The 16,146-nt window shown below is 66.0% G+C and carries 15 protein-coding genes and 1 pseudogene; 8 read left to right on the top strand and 8 right to left on the bottom strand.

The window, feature by feature from the left end; genetic code table 11:
* Positions 1-2 precede the first annotated feature (2 nt).
* From AC6H42_RS29370 to AC6H42_RS29350, 5 genes and pseudogenes are all read left to right on the top strand, one after another.
* A complete protein-coding gene (locus tag AC6H42_RS29370) occupies positions 3-785 on the top strand; it encodes an OmpA family protein (protein ID WP_057156828.1) in 783 nt (260 codons plus the stop codon).
* A gap of 11 nt (positions 786-796) precedes the next feature.
* Positions 797-1,885, top strand: coding sequence for a type VI secretion system protein TssA (tssA, locus tag AC6H42_RS29365; RefSeq protein ID WP_057156827.1), 1,089 nt, complete (start codon positions 797-799; stop codon positions 1,883-1,885).
* 82 nt (positions 1,886-1,967) lie between these two features.
* Positions 1,968-2,311 (top strand): annotated as a pseudogene (locus AC6H42_RS29360) (type II toxin-antitoxin system RelE/ParE family toxin).
* The gene (locus tag AC6H42_RS29355) at positions 2,233-2,706 is read left to right on the top strand and encodes a GFA family protein (RefSeq protein WP_497549563.1); all 474 of its coding nucleotides are present in this window, start codon (positions 2,233-2,235) and stop codon (positions 2,704-2,706) included. The pseudogene AC6H42_RS29360 and the gene AC6H42_RS29355 overlap by 79 nt, the downstream one beginning before the upstream one ends.
* A gap of 12 nt (positions 2,707-2,718) precedes the next feature.
* The gene (locus tag AC6H42_RS29350; protein ID WP_057156825.1) at positions 2,719-2,976 is read left to right on the top strand and encodes a hypothetical protein; all 258 of its coding nucleotides are present in this window, start codon (positions 2,719-2,721) and stop codon (positions 2,974-2,976) included.
* Positions 2,977-2,982: 6 nt separating this feature from the next.
* On the opposite strand, the gene tssH is transcribed toward AC6H42_RS29350, so the two are convergent.
* The 8 genes from tssH to AC6H42_RS29310 all read right to left on the bottom strand — a co-directional run bounded on the left by tssH (position 2,983) and on the right by AC6H42_RS29310 (position 12,275).
* Complete coding sequence (gene tssH, locus AC6H42_RS29345) at positions 2,983-5,643, bottom strand: type VI secretion system ATPase TssH (protein WP_057156824.1); 2,661 nt, start codon at positions 5,641-5,643, stop codon at positions 2,983-2,985.
* A gap of 16 nt (positions 5,644-5,659) precedes the next feature.
* A complete protein-coding gene (tssG, locus tag AC6H42_RS29340) occupies positions 5,660-6,742 on the bottom strand; it encodes a type VI secretion system baseplate subunit TssG (RefSeq protein ID WP_057156823.1) in 1,083 nt (360 codons plus the stop codon).
* Complete coding sequence (tssF, locus tag AC6H42_RS29335) at positions 6,706-8,550, bottom strand: type VI secretion system baseplate subunit TssF (RefSeq protein WP_057156822.1); 1,845 nt, start codon at positions 8,548-8,550, stop codon at positions 6,706-6,708. The genes tssG and tssF overlap by 37 nt, the downstream gene beginning before the upstream one ends.
* 1 nt (position 8,551) lies before the next feature.
* Positions 8,552-9,055, bottom strand: coding sequence for a type VI secretion system baseplate subunit TssE (tssE, locus tag AC6H42_RS29330; RefSeq protein WP_057157299.1), 504 nt, complete (start codon positions 9,053-9,055; stop codon positions 8,552-8,554).
* Positions 9,056-9,116: 61 nt separating this feature from the next.
* A complete protein-coding gene (locus AC6H42_RS29325) occupies positions 9,117-9,608 on the bottom strand; it encodes an Hcp family type VI secretion system effector (RefSeq protein ID WP_056391891.1) in 492 nt (163 codons plus the stop codon).
* A gap of 47 nt (positions 9,609-9,655) precedes the next feature.
* The gene (tssC, locus tag AC6H42_RS29320; protein WP_057156821.1) at positions 9,656-11,140 is read right to left on the bottom strand and encodes a type VI secretion system contractile sheath large subunit; all 1,485 of its coding nucleotides are present in this window, start codon (positions 11,138-11,140) and stop codon (positions 9,656-9,658) included.
* Positions 11,141-11,143: 3 nt separating this feature from the next.
* The gene (gene tssB, locus AC6H42_RS29315; protein ID WP_057156820.1) at positions 11,144-11,653 is read right to left on the bottom strand and encodes a type VI secretion system contractile sheath small subunit; all 510 of its coding nucleotides are present in this window, start codon (positions 11,651-11,653) and stop codon (positions 11,144-11,146) included.
* A 28-nt stretch (positions 11,654-11,681) separates the two neighbouring features.
* A complete protein-coding gene (locus tag AC6H42_RS29310) occupies positions 11,682-12,275 on the bottom strand; it encodes a tetratricopeptide repeat protein (RefSeq protein ID WP_057156819.1) in 594 nt (197 codons plus the stop codon).
* Between the two features lie 218 nt (positions 12,276-12,493).
* Here AC6H42_RS29310 and tssK point away from each other — a divergent pair, with 218 nt between their 5' ends.
* From tssK to AC6H42_RS29295, 3 genes are all read left to right on the top strand, one after another.
* Positions 12,494-13,843: a type VI secretion system baseplate subunit TssK gene (gene tssK / locus AC6H42_RS29305; protein ID WP_497549562.1), complete on the top strand. Its 1,350-nt coding sequence runs from the start codon at positions 12,494-12,496 to the stop codon at positions 13,841-13,843.
* A gap of 16 nt (positions 13,844-13,859) precedes the next feature.
* Positions 13,860-14,639, top strand: a complete 780-nt coding sequence (gene icmH / locus AC6H42_RS29300; RefSeq protein ID WP_497549561.1) for a type IVB secretion system protein IcmH/DotU — start codon at positions 13,860-13,862, stop codon at positions 14,637-14,639.
* Positions 14,639-16,146 (top strand): type VI secretion system Vgr family protein (locus AC6H42_RS29295; RefSeq protein WP_497549560.1); only part of this gene is annotated, 1,508 nt, incomplete at its 3' end. The genes icmH and AC6H42_RS29295, both read left to right, overlap by 1 nt.

The following is a 16,146-nucleotide window of genomic DNA, read 5'->3' as shown; positions in this document are numbered from 1 at the left end:
ACATGCGCTACCCCGCCCTCTTACTCCTGGCCCTCGCCGCCGCGGCAGCGCAGCTGCCCGCCCACGCCCAGCCGCCAGCCGCGCCGCAGCCCGGCCAGGTGCTCGCCACCGGCACCGTCGCCGACGAAGCCAGCAAGGCCAGCGTGCTGGCCAAGCTGCGTGAAGTCTATGGCGCCGACAAGGTGGTGGACCAGATCTCGGTCGGCCAGGTGGTCACGCCGGCCAACTGGAACGCCTACGTGCAAAAGCTGATCACGCCGGACCTGAAGCAAATCAGCCGCGGCCAGCTCAAGATCGACGGCAGCACCGTTACCCTGCGCGGCGAGGTGGCCAACGAGGCCCAGCGCCAGGCGCTGGCCAGCGCGGCCGCGCTCAGCCTGAATCCCACTTACACCGTCAACAACGGCTTGCGCGTGTCGGCCAGCGACCAGGGCATCCTGGACAGCGCGCTGGCCAACCGCATTGTCGAATTCGAAAGCGGCCAGGCCAGCCTCACGCCGGCAGGGCGCAAGGTACTCGACGAGATGGTGGCGGCCATGCAAAAGCTCAAAGGCCGCAAGGTCGACATCATCGGCCACACCGACAGCGTGGGCCTGCGCGCCACCAACCAGGGCCTGAGCCAGGCGCGCGCCGAGGCGGTCAAAGCTTATCTCGCCAGCCACGGCATCAACGGCGACCTGCTGAGCGCCTCGGGCCAGGGCCCGGACCGCCCGGTGGCCAGCAACGACAGCGCCGAGGGCCGCGCGCGCAACCGCCGTATCGAATTCCGCCTGGCGCAGCAATAAGGAAAGTCACCATGTTTTCAGCAGAACAAATCCTCAAGCCGGTGAGCGACGCCCAGCCGGGCGGCTACGACCTGGCCTTCTCTCCCGAGCTGGACGCCATCGCCCAGGCGCGCACCTTCGACGACCCTTCGCTTGACCAGGGCGAGTGGGTCACCGACCTGAAAGAAGCCGACTGGGGCTTCGTGGTGCAGCGCTGCGCCGTGCTGCTTGAAACGCGCAGCAAGGACTTGCGCCTGGCCGTGTGGCTCACCGAGGCCGGCGGCAAGAAGCACGGCCTGCGCGGCCTGGCCGAGGGCTTCCGGGTGCTGGCCGGGCTGTGCGAGCAATACTGGTACAACGGCCTGTTCCCCGAAGCGGACGGCGACAACGAGCAGCGCATCGGCAATTTGAGCTGGATCCTGGCGCGCACGCCGGGCCTGCTGCGTGCCATCCCGCTCACCGAGGGCCGCGGCAGCGCCTACTCCATGGTCGATTTCGAGACCGCGCGCAAGCTGGCCAACAACGGCGGCCCGCCGGCCGGCGGCCTGAAACTGGCCGACCTGGAAGCGGCCCGCCGCAACAGCTCGCCGCAGTTCCGCGAAACGCTGGCCACGGACGCCGCAGCCTGCCTCGAAGCCCTGCGCGCCTTCGAACAGGCCGCCGACGCGCGCCTGGGCGAGGACAGCCCCGGCTTCTCCGCCGCGCGCGACGCGCTGCAAACGCTGATCCACGCGCTGCCGCCCAGCGCCGTCACGGCAAGCGCCCAGCCAGTCTCGGAAGGAGGCACCATGAACGATGCGGACCACGCAGCCCACGGCGAGGGCGCCGCCAACGGCCACGCGCAGAACGGCCACGCGGCGCCGGGCACCCCGATGCAGCTGGCCCCGTCCGGCCCGCCGGGCGCCATCCACAGCCGCAGCCAGGCCGTGGCCCAGTTGCGCACCGTGGCCCAGTTCTTCCGGCGCACCGAGCCGCACAGCCCGGTCTCCTACTTCGCCGACAAGGCCGCCGACGCCGCCGAGCAGGACCTGCACAGCTGGCTGCGCTCCGTCATCAAAGACCCCGCCTCGATGGACCACATCGAAGAACTCCTTGGCGTCAAAGGCCGCCCGCAGGACTGAGTCCCCCCCTCTTTCGAAATGCGATTCCGGTTGCAATAGGTTGCAAGTTACCGCACACTGAAATCATTCGAAGGAGGTGAAAATGCCTACCGCACTGAAATTGTCCGATGAACTGATCGACCTCGCCAAGCCTCGCGCGGCAGCCGAACATCGCTCTGCAACGTTTGCCAGGGTCGTGAAAAAGCTGCATGCGAGATCCAGAAGCGTAGTCGATAGCGCTGTGAAGGAGATCGCGTCCGATCCGGTGCCAGGCGACGAAAAAAGGGAGACTTCGCCATTGTTTTTGTGCACAAGTTCAAGCTGAATCAACCGGAGATCTTGCTGGCGCACCGCTTGCAGCCCGACACATGCTCGCCCACCACAGTCGTATTGCTCAGCATCGGATCGCACGAACACTTTTACCCAGACCTGAAGCGCCTCACTTAAAAGCGGATATGCAGATGGAGCACAGTCCTTTGTTACACGGAAGCTGTCTATGCGGTGGGGTGGCCTACCGGGCCGAAGGGCCGGTGGAGCGCGCCAGCCATTGCTACTGCACCATGTGCCGGAAGCAGCACGGCGCGGCGGCGGGCTCGTATGCGAACGTGGCCAGCGCCGGCTTTACCGTCGAGCGCGGCGCGGAGCTGGTGACGGAGTACGCGTCATCCAGTCATGGCCGGCGCGGCTTCTGCAGCGCGTGCGGCTCCAGCCTGTACTGGCGCAGCACCGAAACGCCCGACCGCATCGCCGTCACGCTCGGCACGCTGGAGCCGGAGTACGACGGCCCGGTGGAGCGCGAATGGTATCCCGAGAATAAGCCCGGCTGGCTTCCAGCCAGGTAGCGCGGCCCACCCATGCAAGGAAAATCTGACTACACCAATGGCAAGCGTTTCGCCATCGTCCTCGCCTGCTCGATCCTTTCCAGCCTCGCGCTCACCGGCACAGTGTTGGTGGCCGCCGCTGTCTTCCTTGGTCAGTCGGGCAGCAAGGCCGTCACCCTTGCGAAACACCGTTTCCCCGTTCTTGCCGGCCAGGACGGCCGCTCCCGGCTGGTCCCGCGCAAACAGGGGGGCCGGGGCCTCCGCAATACGTGCCGCAATATGCAAACCTGACTGCCTTTAGCGGATCGTGTACTTGAACTTGCCGTCTTTGTTGGCCCCCACCTTGATTTTGGCAATCGCTGCGCCTTCGGCCATCTTGGCCAGCACCGATTCGGCGATCTCCGGCAACAAGGTGCCGTTCAGGATGTGATCGACATTGCGCGCGCCGGAGTCCACTTCGGTGCAGCGCGCCAGCACGGCATCCACCAGCGCTTCGTCCCAGCTGAACTCGGCCTTGTGGTTGGCGCCGACGCGCTGGCCGATGCGGCCCAGTTTCAGCTCGATGATCTCGGCCAGCACGTCGTCCGGGATCGGATAGAACGGAATCACTTTCAGGCGGCCCAGGAAGGCGGGCTTGAACTGCTTGCTCAGCTGCGGGCGGATCATCTCCTCCAGCGCGTCCGCCTTGGGCAGCTCCTCGGCGCTCTTGTTCAGGCAGGCCTGCATCAGCGTGGACGACGCCACGTTCGAAGTGAGGATGATGATGGTGTTGCGGAAGTCGATTTCGCGGCCTTCGGCGTCGTCCATCACGCCCTTGTCGAACACCTGGAAGAACAGCTCCAGCACGTCCGGGTGGGCCTTCTCCACTTCGTCCAGCAGCACCACGCTGTAGGGGTTGCGGCGCACCGCCTCGGTCAGCACGCCGCCCTCGCCGTAGCCCACATAGCCTGGCGGCGAGCCTTTCAGGCCCGACACGCTGTGCGCTTCCTGGTACTCGCTCATGTTGATGGTGACCAGCTTGCGCTCGCCGCCGTATAGCACGTCGGCCAGCGCCAGCGCGGTCTCGGTCTTGCCCACGCCGGACGGGCCGACAAACAGGAACACGCCCTTCGGCTTGTTCGGGTCGTCCAGGTTGGCGCGCGAGGTGCGCACGCGCTGCGCCACCGCTTCCAGCGCATGCGGCTGGCCCAGCACGCGCTCTTCCAGCATGTCCTTCAGCTTGAGCACCGTCTTGATCTCGTCCTTCACCATCTTGCCCAGCGGGATGCCGGTCCAGCCGGCCACGATGCCGGCCACCACGTTGCCGTCCACCTGCACCGGCACCATCGGCGTTTCGCCCTGCAGCGCTTTCAATTCGGCCAGCAGCGCCTGCACGTCCTTGCCCTGGCTGGCGTCGGCCTCGCCGCCGGCCTCCAGCACCACGCGCGCGGCCTTGATCTGCTCCGTCAGCTGCTTTTCCTGCTCCCAGCGCGCGGCCAGCTCGCCATGCTGCTTGCCCGCCGCCTCGCAATCCTCGCGCAGCTGCTTCAGGCGCTCGCCGTGCACCGCGCCGCCGCCGGCGGCCTGTTCGCGCTCCAGCGATGCGATCTCCGCGTTCATGCGCTCCTGCCTGCGCGCCAGGTTCTCCAGCAGGGCCGGCGTGGCGTTCTGGCCCAGCGCCACCTTGGCGCAGGCGGTATCGAGCACGCTGATGGCCTTGTCCGGCAGCTGTCGGCCCATGATGTAGCGGTGCGACAGGCGCACCGCCTCGGTGATGGCCTCGTCGTACACCCGTACGTTGAAGTGCTTCTCCATCAGCGGCGCCATCCCGCGCAGCATGGCGCACGCCAGCTCCTCGCTCGGCTCCTCCACTTTCACCACCTGGAAGCGGCGCGCCAGCGCGGCGTCCTTCTCGAAGTACTTCTTGTACTCGCCCCAGGTGGTGGCGGCGATGGTGCGCAGCTCGCCGCGCGCCAGCGCCGGCTTGAGCAGGTTGGCAGCGTCGTTCTGGCCGGCCTGCCCGCCGGCGCCTATCATGGTGTGGGCTTCGTCGATGAACAGGATGATGGCGTGCGGGCTCTTGCGCACTTCGTCGATGACATTCTTCAGGCGGTTCTCGAACTCGCCCTTGACGCTGGCGCCGGCTTGCAGCAGGCCCATGTCCAGCGTGTGGACCTGCACGCCCTTCAGCACGTCCGGCACGTCGCCCTCGGCGATGCGCAGCGCCAGGCCCTCAACCACGGCGGTCTTGCCCACGCCGGCCTCGCCGGTGAGGATGGGATTGTTCTGGCGGCGGCGCATCAGGATGTCGATGGCCTGGCGGATCTCGTCGTCGCGGCCGATCACCGGGTCAACCTTGCCGTCGGCGGCGCGCTGCGTCAGATTGGTGGTGTACTGGTCCAGCGCCGGGGTCTTGCCGGGCGCGTTGGCGGCGATCTCGCCCACCGGGTCGCCGCCCTCTTGCGCCGCGCCGCCGGACTGGCTGGCCGGCACGGCTTCCTGCGAACCGTCCGCGATCTCGTCCAGCTTGTGGCGGATCTGCTCCAGTTCGAACTTGGCGAACAGCTTGGAGCTGCGCTGCGCCAGCTGCGACAACTCCGAATCGGTCAGCAGCGCCTGCAGCAGGTGCGCGCTGCGGATCTGCACCGCGCGGCCGGACTGGATGTCCAGCGACGCGATCAGCCACGCGTTTTCCATCAGCTTGGGCAGGCGCGCCGAGAACACCGGAGTGCGCGTGTTGCCGTTCTTGAAGCGGCTCAGTTCCGCCTGCAAATCCGCCTCCAGCATGCTCACGCTGATGCCGCTGCGGCGCGCGATCACCACCAGGTCGCTTTTGGGCTGTTCCAGCAGGGCCAGGAACAGGTGCTCGATATCGACTTCAAACTGGCCCAGCGACACGCAGATGCCGGCGGCGCGCGTGGCGGCCACGCGGCAGGTATCGTTCAGTTTGCCGATCAGCGTTTTCAGGTTGATGCTCATGGTGCCCTACTCCTTTTTATAAGGTGTGTATTTCGTACCGCACGTCGCTGCGGTCCTGCGCCTGGCCGCCGGTCAGCACGAAGCTGTCCCAGCCCAGGCGCCCGCCGCTGCGCTCATCTTTCAAACTGGTGCCCTGCACGTCCGCCGCGCGCAGCACCAGCTGCACTTCATACTCCAATGTCAGCCCGGTAAACATGGCCAGCATGCTCTTCAGCGCCCTGGCCGCCTTACCGCCAGGCAGGAAGGACTCGAAGCTGGCGCGGTCCAGCGGTCCGATCACCAGCCGCATGCGCAGGTCGCGCTGCCACACGCGCGCGCCGGCCAGGGCGCCGCCGCCCAGCACCGCGTTGCTGCCGCCCAGCGTACTTTGCTGGGCGGGCGGCACGTCGTACCAGCAGCCGATGAACTGCGTGATGCGCACCTGCTGGTTGAAGTACTCGGACAGCACGCGCGCCACCTGCGAGGCCGACGCCGGCTTTTGCCGCACCGCGCTGGCGAAATAGCCCAGCGATTCGTCCAGCACGCCGTCGCCATGGTCCGACATGCGGCGCCGCAGCGAGGCGTTGCCCAGCCCCGCCAGCGACAGCAGCAGCGGCAGGAAGCCATCCTTGCCGCTGCCCTGGTACTTCAGCTCCAGCCGGTACTTGCGCCAGGCTTCGTAGAACAGGGCCAGCGCGCGGCTCGAGAATGTGTCCAGGAAGGCGCGTGGGCCGTCGTCGCGCTGGTACAGCGCGTGCGCGGCGATGCGCTCGGTGTAGTGCGCCGGCAGCGTGCCGCTGCTGCCGAGGAAGCCCATGAAGGTGGGCGTCATGCGCACGTACTTCAGCTCCGACGACTGCAGGGCCTCGCCCAGCGCGCGCGCGTCGCGCGGCAGGTCGCGCGGCTCGGGGTGCAGCGATTCCAGTTCGCTGGCCGGGAAAGACAGCGAGGTCGAATTGTGGAAGCGCAGGAAGTTCGCCACCGCGCCCTCCTGCGGCACGCCGCGCTTCTTGAGCCACAGCTCCAGCATGCGCACCGCCTGGAAGTACTCGAAACGGTAGGGTTCGGCGAACAGCCGCTCGATTACAGCAGGCTCAAATCGCCGCTTCGTGGCAAGCATCGCAGCAGTTCCTCTCCGGTTTTGTGGGACAGCACGACCAGCTGGGTAAAGCTGTTGGCGTGCACGTAGAGGCCGAGGAAGCGCTCTATCACGTGCGCAAAAGCGTGAATGCCGCTGCCGACGAAGGCTTCCTCGTCGATGGTCAGCCGCACTTCCACGCCGCGCACCAGGCAGGCGAAGGGGTTCCCCGGCAGCCAGGTGTTGGCCGCCTTGTGGGCGATACCGAGCACGCCGCCGATCTGGCGCTGCGTGGCCGGGGAACGCGGCAAGTCGTACAGGGTCAGCATTTCGCGGAAGGCATCCAGCCCGTCCTCGTCCAGCGACAGGTGGTTCAGCGACAGGTGCGAGATCAGGCGCCAGTGCGCGCCGCGCCCGCGTTCGAAGCGCTGGGAGGCGCTCGGCTTGCGCAGCAGGCTGATGGAACGCACGCTGGAGCCGCCTTCCATGAACAGGTCGCCGCCGCGCATGCCGTAGGACAGCATGGACGGCAGGTCGCGGTTGGTGCAGCTCAGCTCCAGGCTGAGGGTGTCCGTTTCCACTTCGGCCGGGTCGAAGTCGATATCGACGATGGTGATCTCGGTCTCGAAGCCGGGACTCTTCTCGGCGATGGTCTCGTTGCGGCGCGCCACCCAGTAGTGGCCGCTCTTTTCGGGCGCCTGGCCGTGCTTGAGCGAATAGAACGGGCGGAAGGTGGTGATGGATTCGCCCTGCGGCGTTTGCCGCACCAGCCGTACCGATTCGATCGCCTGCACCTCGTAGGCGAAGGCGCGGCGCGCGTCGGCCAGCACCGGGTAGCTGGCGGTGGTGTGCGTCAGCCGGATCGGCTCGCCGCGCTGGCGGAACAGGTTTACCACCGGCGTGCAGCCCAGCAGCACGTTGTTCGGATTCAGCGTGCCGAGCATGCGCGAGATGTTCGAATCGGTGCGCAAGCCGGACAGCGCCAGGTGCAGCGTGATGGTGCGCGCGCCGGACGGCAGCGCGGCGCCCAGCCTGGCCAGGTCGATATCGAAGAAGTTGAACTTCTCCGGGAAGCAGAAGTATTCGGTCAGCAGGCGGTATGCCGCATGCGAGCGGGCCGAGAAGTCGATCAGCGACTCGTTCTCCTCGAAACCGGCCGGCGTGAGCGGCGAAGCCTGCAGCTGCACCCAGCGGCCGTTGCCGTCCGCTTCCGCGTAGGCCGCCACGGTGCGCATGAACAGCGCGTCGCGCAGGGCCGCGCAGAAGGACGGCTCGCCGTCGATGAAGAAGCGCAGCTTGCCCAGGCCCAGCTGCAGCGGGCCGGCCTGCTCGGAGGTGGCGGCCAGGGTGATGCTGATGCTGGAGGTGGCGCCCGGCGGCGCGCGCAGCGCTTCCGGCAGCGCGATGATGGGGTCGAACGAGGCCTGCGTGAGCCCCAGCGGCGCCACCGTCACCGGGTAGGCGGTGCGGAAGGTGCAGGCCGCGCCGCGCACCGGGCGCGAGGTGAGCTGCGTGCCGCGCGGGATTTCGCTGGCGGCGGTCAGCTGCGCGGCAGCGCCGCTGTAGTCCATGCGGGCGATCGAGCAGGAGGGAAACGGCCGCAGGTAGTGCGGGTACATCACCTCGAACATCGCTTCGGTGAATTCCGGGTAGTCGTCGTCCAGGCGCTTGGCCACGCGCGAGTTGAGCAGCGCGAACGATTCGATCATGCGTTCAATGTGCGGGTCTTCGCACACCTCGCCGCCGACCAGGAGCCGGCCGGCGATTTTCGGGTAGCGCTCGGCGAATTCGCGCGAATAGCGGCGCAGGAAGCCGAGCTCCCGTTCGTAATAAGGTAACAGCTGTTCCAAGTCAGGCTCCTGGCTGCGCCGCGCGGCGCGCCTTGCTGATGGTGTAATGCAGGCTCGATGGTTGCAGCACTGCGTCGAAATTGACGGGTTCCTGGGTGGCGCTGGCAACCAGCAGCGCGGTGATGTTGAAGCCGAGGCGGTTGATGGCGCCCTCGCGCACTTCCAGCGAAGCCTGCACGTTGCGCAGGCGCGGCTCGTGGCGCAGGATGGCGCGTTCCAGCGCGCGGCAAATATAGGCGCGGTCGTCGGTGCTCGACAGCGACAGCCCGGCGAAGTCGCTCAGGCCGTAACTGGCGATGGAGCGGCCGCACTCCGGAAAACGCTTCAGCAAATCCTCGCGCACCACGGCGCGGGTGTTGAGCAATGCTTCCAGGTCGCGTGCCACCGCGTCCTTCATCTCCTCGATGGATAGCCGCGCAACGGTGCCCGATGTGCTGCCACTTCCGGCACCGTGCGTTGGCTCGTCAAGGAGCCGGTCAAACAGCCCTGGCGTGTAACCCTTCACTGCCATGGCAGTCCCTGGCAGCGCGGCTGCTGGCTAGGCTGGTTGACCATGCTGCGCATGCTTAGGCCGTCTTGTTGGCCGACAGGTCCCAGCCGCCCGAGGTGTTGCCACCGGAGCCGCCGCCGACCTTTTGCTGGGTGTACTTCCACTTCACTTTCGAGTACTTGATCGACACGTCTTCGCTCAGGATATTGCCTTCAGCGATAGCGGGAGCGACGGAGCCGATCAGCACGTTTTCCAGTTCGATTTCGAAGTACTTGATGCGCTCGCCCTGGCCGTCGGCGCGCAGGAATTCCAGCTTTGCCTTCGGAATGGTTTTGCCCGAGGAGCAGGTCTGCAGCAGGATAGGCGTGGCCAGGTCGGCCAGCTTGTGCACGACGATGTCTTTGTGTTCGGTACGCTCGGCGGTGTGGCCGCCGCCGGTCGACGCGGTAGCCGACTTAGGCTGCAGCACTTCGAACTGGACGGATTTGACTTCGATCCAGTCTTTGTGTGCGTTGTCGGTGGACTCGCCTTTGATACCGTCGATTTGCAGGTAGACGTCGATTGCCATGGTATTCCTTTCAGTTGGTGATGGACTTAACGGGTAAAAATGATGCGTCAGGATTTGGTCGAAGCAGGCAGCTCCGCGACCAATCGGAGCGAAACAGAAAGCTCGTCGAGCTGGAAGTGGGGGCGCAGGAACGACACGGCGCGATAAACGCCTGGCCGTCCCGGCACCTCCGCCACCTGCACCGACGCTTCCCGCAGCGGGAACTGGGCCTTCTGTTCCTGCGTTGCGTTATCGTCGAGCAGCACGTACTGCGTCAGCCAGCGGTTCAGGAAGTCCTCCACGTTGGAGGCGGCAGCGAAGCTGCCGATCTTGTCCCGCATCATGGCTTTCATGTAGTGCGCAATGCGCGACACGGCGAAGATGTACTGCAGCTGCGCCGACAGCACCGCGTTGGCGTTAGCCGCGTCGGTGTTGTATTTCTTGGCCTTTTGGGCCGACTGCGCGCCGAAGAAGGCCGCGTAGTCCGTGTTCTTGCAGTGCACCAGCGAGATGAAACCGAGGTCGCTCAGCTCCTTCTCACGGCGGTCGGTGATGGCGATTTCGGTCGGGCACTTGAGCGCCACTTCGCCTTCATCGGTCTTGAAGGTGTGGGTCGGCAGGTCTTCCACCAGGCCGCCGCCTTCCACGCCGCGGATCGCCGCGCACCAGCCGAAGTCCTCGAAGGCCGAGGTCAGCTTGGTGCCGAAGGCGTACGCCGCGTTGCACCACAAGTATTTCTGGTGGTCGGTGCCGTCCACGTCCTCGACGAAATTGAAGCCTTCGGTAGTGGCGCCGTCGGCCGGGTTGAACGGCAGGCGGCCCAGGAAGCGCGGCAGCGTCAGGCCAACGTAGCGCGAGTCTTCCGATTCGCGGAACGACTTCCACTTGGTGTACTCCACCGTGTCGAACACTTTCGACAGGTCGCGCGGCTTGCCCAGGTCGCTATAAGTGTCCAGGCCGAACAGTTCCGGCGACGCGGCGCTGATGAAAGGCGCGTGCGCGGCGGCGGCGATGTGCGACATCTGCTCGATGAAGTACATGTCTTCCGGCTGGCGGGTGATCTCGAAGTCGCCCAGCAGCGCGCCGAACGGGGCGCCGCCGAAGGTGCCGAACTCTTCCTCGTAGACCTTCTTGAACATGGTGCTCTGATCGAATTCCAGCGCGCTCTGGAAGTCCTTGACCAGCTCCTTCTTGGTCGCGTTGAGCAGCTTGATCTTCATGTTGGTGCCGGTGGAGCTGTTCTTCACCAGGTAGTGCAGGCCGGTCCAGCTGCTTTCCAGCTTCTGGAATTCCGGCGCGTGCATCACGGCCGACAGCTGCGCCGAGATCACGCGGTCCAGCTCGGCCACGCGGGCGTCGATGGTGGCGGCCAGGTTGTCGGACACGACCACCGTGCCCTCCATGACCTGGTTCACCAGTTCGGAAATCAGGTCCTTGGCGCGCGCATGCTCCACGCTGGACTTGGCAACCTTGCTCTGCTCGACGATCTGGTCCAGCAGGGCCGATTCCAGCGCCGGGGCGGGAACGGCGTTCGGGCTCAATTGGGCGGACATGGCTTATTCCTTTGCTTCAGGCTTGGCGCCGCTCAGCTGCGCCAGTTTTTCGGTGCTGCTCAACACATCGTTCAGGATGTCTTCCAGCTTGTCGTTGCCGGCCAGCTTGTTGCGCAGGTCGGCCAGCTTGGTGCGCGCTTCCAGCAGCTTGCGCAGCGGCTCCACCTGCTGCACCACGGATTCGGGACGGAAGTCCTCCATCGACTTGAACTTCAGGTCCACCGCGAACTGGCCGCCGTCCTGGCCCAGCTCATTGGCCACGCGGTAGGCGGCGCGCGGTTCCACGCCCTTCATCACTTCGTCGAAGTTGTCGCGGTCGATGCCGACGAACTTGCGTTCCTTCAGGCGCTTTTGCTCCACTTCCGAGTTGCCGCCGAAATCGCCCACGACGCCCATCACGAAGGGCAGTTCCTTGCTCTCGATGGCGTCGCCGATCTCAACGTCGTAGCTCATCTGCACGCGCGGCGGACGCACCTTGGTCAGGCGCTTTTGGACACTTTCACTTTTAGACATGGTTTTCCCCTGTTCGACTGGTTACGGGTTATTTCAGGCCGCTGAACGGATCGGCGCTGGACTCCTGGCGCGCCTTGGCGGCGCCCTTCTTGACGGTGCCGCCGCGTGCAGCCGGCGGCTTGGCGGCCGAGGCCTGCGCCGCCTGCGGCGGCACCAGCACGGTTTCGCCCAGGCTCTCGCGCAGCAGCTTGGCCAGGTCTTGCGACTCGGTGCGCAGCGGTCCGCTCAGGTTGTTCTGGCGGCTCAGGTCGGCCAGCGCGCGCGTCGACAGGCGCAGGCCGCTGATCGCGATGATGCTGTTGGCCAGCTGGTCGTTCGGGTCGCGCACCAGGATTTCCTGCGCGCTCACGATGGCTTCGCCGTACTGACCGGCGTCGTAGCGCGTCTGGGCAATGCTGACCCAGGGCGCTTTTTCAGCCGGGAAAGCGGCGGCGGTCTGTTTCCACAGCGTCACGGCCTGTTCCTTTTGACCGGACGAGGCTGCCTGGCTGGCCTTTTCCATCAGCGCGCTGACGGTCGGCTTCGGAATCTCCGGCACTTGCGGCACCGTGTTGCACGCGCTCAGGATGACCGCGCAGCTGGTAGCGCCGGCCAGGCGGCGCAGGGTATGTACAGGTTTCATGCTTTCCTCGGACTGACTTGCAAAAAAGAGATATTCAATTGCTAACTTGTTACTTCGCCGACACATTATCAGAAATTTATTTTTGTGTGCGTTCAATTGAATTTCACCGGGAAACTTGCTTATTTTTAAGGCTGCGCACGATTGCCGCGCTTGCTTGCGACATGTTTCCTAAAGAAATGTTAGTGTTCTGCTACTTATAAAATTTCTGTTTTGATAACATGACAAACAAGGTACTTTGGGGCGAGGGATTGTTCCTGCGGCCACAGCATTTTCAGCAGCAGGACCGCTACCACGAACACCGTCTGCACGAGAGCGTGAAGGCCCTGCACCCCTACGCCTGGGGCGTAAATCAGATCGAGATTGACCGCGAAGCGCTGGCCAACAACGCGCTGCGCCTGCTCGAGCTGACGCTGCGCTTCCAGGACGGCGAGCTGTATGACGCGCCCGGCGTGGACGAACTGCCGGACACGGTGGACCTGAGCCAGCTGCCGCAAAACCAGCAAAATGTGACCTTCTACGCCGCCCTGCCCGCCTTCAAGCCCTTCGGCGGCAACTTCGGCATGGCCGGCCAGAACGGGCCGGGCAGCAGCGGCGTGCGCTTCGTGCAGTCCAACGCCGACACGCCGGACCTGTACACGCAGGCGGCGCAAGCCCAGCTGAGCTACCTGAAAAAAGCCGTGCGCCTGGTGCCGGACCACGAACCGCGCGACTCCTACACCCATTTCCCGCTGCTGCGCCTGCGCCGCGCGGCCAGCGGCGGCTTCGAGCTGGATCCGTCCTTCGTGCCGCCGTCGCTGTCGATCCGCAGCGCGCCGCTGCTGTTCCTGCAACTGCGCCGCCTGATCGACGCGCTGCAGGCCAAGGTCAGCGCGCTGCAAGGCCACCACCGCGAACCGAGCCGCCACGTGATCGAATTCCGTTCCGGCGACATGTCCTCGTTCTGGCTGCTGCACACCGCCAGCACCGCCTTCGCCGGCCTGACGCACTACTTCCACCACCCGGCGCTGCATCCCGAGCGCCTGTACGAGCAACTGCTGTCGCTGGCCGGCGCACTGATGACCTTCTCCAAGAGCTGGACCCTGTCCGACCTGCCGCCCTACCAGCACGCCGATCCCGGTCCTGCCTTTGCGCGCCTGCATCAGATCATCCGCGAGCTGCTGGACACGGTGATTTCGTCCAAATACTTCGCCATTGCGCTCAACGAAAACAAGCCGTCCTACCACCACGGCATGCTCGACAGCGGCAAGATCGACGAGAAAACCACTTTTTACCTGGCCGTCTCGGCGGACCTGCCGGCGGTGGAACTGGTCGACGTGGTACCGCTGCGCTTCAAGATCGGCGCGCCGGACGACGTGGAAAAATTCGTACTGTCGGCCATGCCGGGCGTGCGCATCCAGCATGCGCCGCAGGTACCGGCCGCCATCCCGGTGCGGCCGGACGCCTGCTATTTCGCCATCGAAGGCAAAGGACAGATGTACGAACGCATGCTGCAAGCCCAATCGATTTCCATCTATGTGCCATCCGGCTTACGCGACCTGAAGCTGGACCTGCTGGCAGTCACTTCCTGAGCGGAGACAGAACACAATGAACAACATGGCCGCACCTTCCCTCGCCCCTTCCCTGTTCACGCCGGGTGCTCCCGCTGCGCCGGTATCGAACAAACCGCAGTCGCTGCAAGACCTGATGTATGACGGCTTCTACGCCTTGTTCATGCTGAAGAACGGCAGCGGCCCGCAGGACAACGCCGACTTCGCCGCCAAGATGACCCAGTTCCTAGACGAATTCGGCCGCAACGCGCGCAAGCACAACGCCTCGCCGGACGACATCGACGCCGCCAAGTACGCCTTCTGCGCCGCCGTCGACGAGATCATCCTGCGCTCGTCCTATTCCATCCGCGACGCCTGGGAACGCCGTCCGCTGCAGCTGCAGCTTTTCGGCGACCAGCTGGCCGGGGAAAACTTCTACATCCGCCTGGAAGAACTGCGCGCGCGCGGCGCCGCCCACGTGCAGGCGCTGGAAGTGTTCCATATGTGCCTGCTGCTGGGCTTCCAGGGCCGCTACATCCTGGAAGGCTCGGAGAAGCTGGCCTACCTGACCAGCCGCCTGGGCGACGAAATCGCGCAGATGAAGGGCAAGCGCGGCGGCTTCGCGCCGCACGCCGAGCGGCCCGACCAGGTGGCGCACAAGCTGCGCAGCGACCTGCCGCTGTGGGTCTTGTGCTCCGTGTTCGCTCTGGTGTGCGTGCTGGGCTACATCGGCCTGCGCACCTCGCTGGGCCGCCACACCGACGAACGCCTGCATGCCTATAACGACGTCGTGAAAATGGCGCCGCGCGTGGCCAACCTCACCATCACGCTGCCCTGATGGCCTCGGCATCCTTGCCCACCTCGGCGCTCGGCGTGTACGGCACGGGCCTAAGCCAGCACGCCCGGCTGCTCACGCTGGCCAGCGCGCAGGAACGCACCCTGCCCGAGTCGCTCATGGCCGAGCACTTCACGGCGCGCGAGGGCGTGAACCAGCTGTACGCCTTCGACGTGCACGCGCTCAGCACCTCCACCGACCTGGAACTCGACCAGTTCATCGGAGAAGAGCTCACTCTCACCCTGCTGCAGCCGGACGGCAGCCAGCGCGCCTGGCACGGCCTGTGCACCGAGGCGGCCTGGCTGGGTGCGGACGGCGGCGTGGCGCGCTACCACCTGCTGCTCGAACCGGCGCTCGCGCTGCTGCGCCTGCGCCGCGACAGTTACATCTACCAGGACAAGAACGCGCAGGACATCATCACCGAACTGCTGGAAGACTACCCGCAGGTACGCTTCTCCTTCGACGTGACGCAGGAACTGTCGCCGCGCCCCATCTGCACCCAGTACCGCGAAAGCGACTTCGACTTCTTCGAACGCCTGCTGGCCTCCGAAGGCCTGAGCTGGCGCTTCGAGCACGACCCGCCGGGCGCGCAAAGCGAGCAAGGCGACGGCCAGTCCAAGCACAAGCTGGTGATCTTCGACAGCAAGGCGCAAGCGCCGGCCATGCCCGGCGGCGCCGAGCTGCGCTTTCACGGCGTGCGCGCCACCGACACCGACGACGCCATCGACCGCTTCGCCGCGCGCCGCCAGGTGCAGCCCAACGCGGTCAGCATCGCCAGCTGGGACCCGGCGCAGCTGCTGGCGCCGTCGGCCGAGCAGCAATCCAGCCTGGACGCCGGTGAACTGCCCGCGCTGGCCATCTACGACGGCAGCGGCGAGCGCATCGCCAGCGGCAAGGACACCGGCCATGGCGCGGCCGACCCGCACAGCCTCCTGATGCTGCAAGCGCTGGAGCTGAACAACAAGGTCTTCGAAGGCAGCGGCGCCGTGCGCCGCCTGGCCCACGGCCACAGCTTCCAGCTCGCCCAGCACGAGCGCTACGCCGACGGCGCCAACAGCTTCAAGGTGCTGTGGGTGGAGCACGAAGCGCGCAACAACTTCGACGCCTCGATCAAGGGCGGTCCCGCCTTCGGCGTGGAAGCCGGCACCTACCGCAACAGCTTCGGCTGCGTGCGCGAAGCCGTTGCCATCGTCCCCGCCGCCACCGCCGCGCCGCACGCCAGCACCGCGCTCGGGCCGCAGACCGCCATCGTGGTCGGCCTGGCCGACGCCATCTCTACCACCACGCGCGACCACCAGGTGCGGGTGCAATTCGCCTGGCAACGCGGCGAAGGCGCCAACGCCGGCGGCATGGCCCACAACACCGACGCCAAGGGCAGCGCCCCCGGCGACGAGCGCGCCGGCACTTGGGTGCGCGTGGCCGAAGCGCTGGCCGGCCCCAACTGGGGCACCCAGTTCACGCCGCGCATCGGCACCGAAGTGCTGGTCGACTTCATCGAAGGCGACATGGA

The organism is Massilia sp. NBRC 108631 (assembly GCF_059704565.1).
Note: the sequence above shows the minus strand (reverse complement) of the source record. Positions and strands in the feature narration are given on the sequence as shown.

Coding starts and splice junctions, on each gene's coding strand:
- AC6H42_RS29370 (WP_057156828.1), top strand. CDS start 3: ATGCGCTACCCCGCCCTCTTACTCCTGGCCCTCGCCGCCGCGGCAGCG.
- tssA (WP_057156827.1), top strand. CDS start 797: ATGTTTTCAGCAGAACAAATCCTCAAGCCGGTGAGCGACGCCCAGCCG.
- AC6H42_RS29355 (WP_497549563.1), top strand. CDS start 2,233: ATGCTCGCCCACCACAGTCGTATTGCTCAGCATCGGATCGCACGAACA.
- AC6H42_RS29350 (WP_057156825.1), top strand. CDS start 2,719: ATGCAAGGAAAATCTGACTACACCAATGGCAAGCGTTTCGCCATCGTC.
- tssH (WP_057156824.1), bottom strand. CDS start 5,643: ATGAGCATCAACCTGAAAACGCTGATCGGCAAACTGAACGATACCTGC.
- tssG (WP_057156823.1), bottom strand. CDS start 6,742: ATGCTTGCCACGAAGCGGCGATTTGAGCCTGCTGTAATCGAGCGGCTG.
- AC6H42_RS29325 (WP_056391891.1), bottom strand. CDS start 9,608: ATGGCAATCGACGTCTACCTGCAAATCGACGGTATCAAAGGCGAGTCC.
- tssC (WP_057156821.1), bottom strand. CDS start 11,140: ATGTCCGCCCAATTGAGCCCGAACGCCGTTCCCGCCCCGGCGCTGGAA.
- tssB (WP_057156820.1), bottom strand. CDS start 11,653: ATGTCTAAAAGTGAAAGTGTCCAAAAGCGCCTGACCAAGGTGCGTCCG.
- AC6H42_RS29310 (WP_057156819.1), bottom strand. CDS start 12,275: ATGAAACCTGTACATACCCTGCGCCGCCTGGCCGGCGCTACCAGCTGC.
- tssK (WP_497549562.1), top strand. CDS start 12,494: ATGACAAACAAGGTACTTTGGGGCGAGGGATTGTTCCTGCGGCCACAG.
- icmH (WP_497549561.1), top strand. CDS start 13,860: ATGAACAACATGGCCGCACCTTCCCTCGCCCCTTCCCTGTTCACGCCG.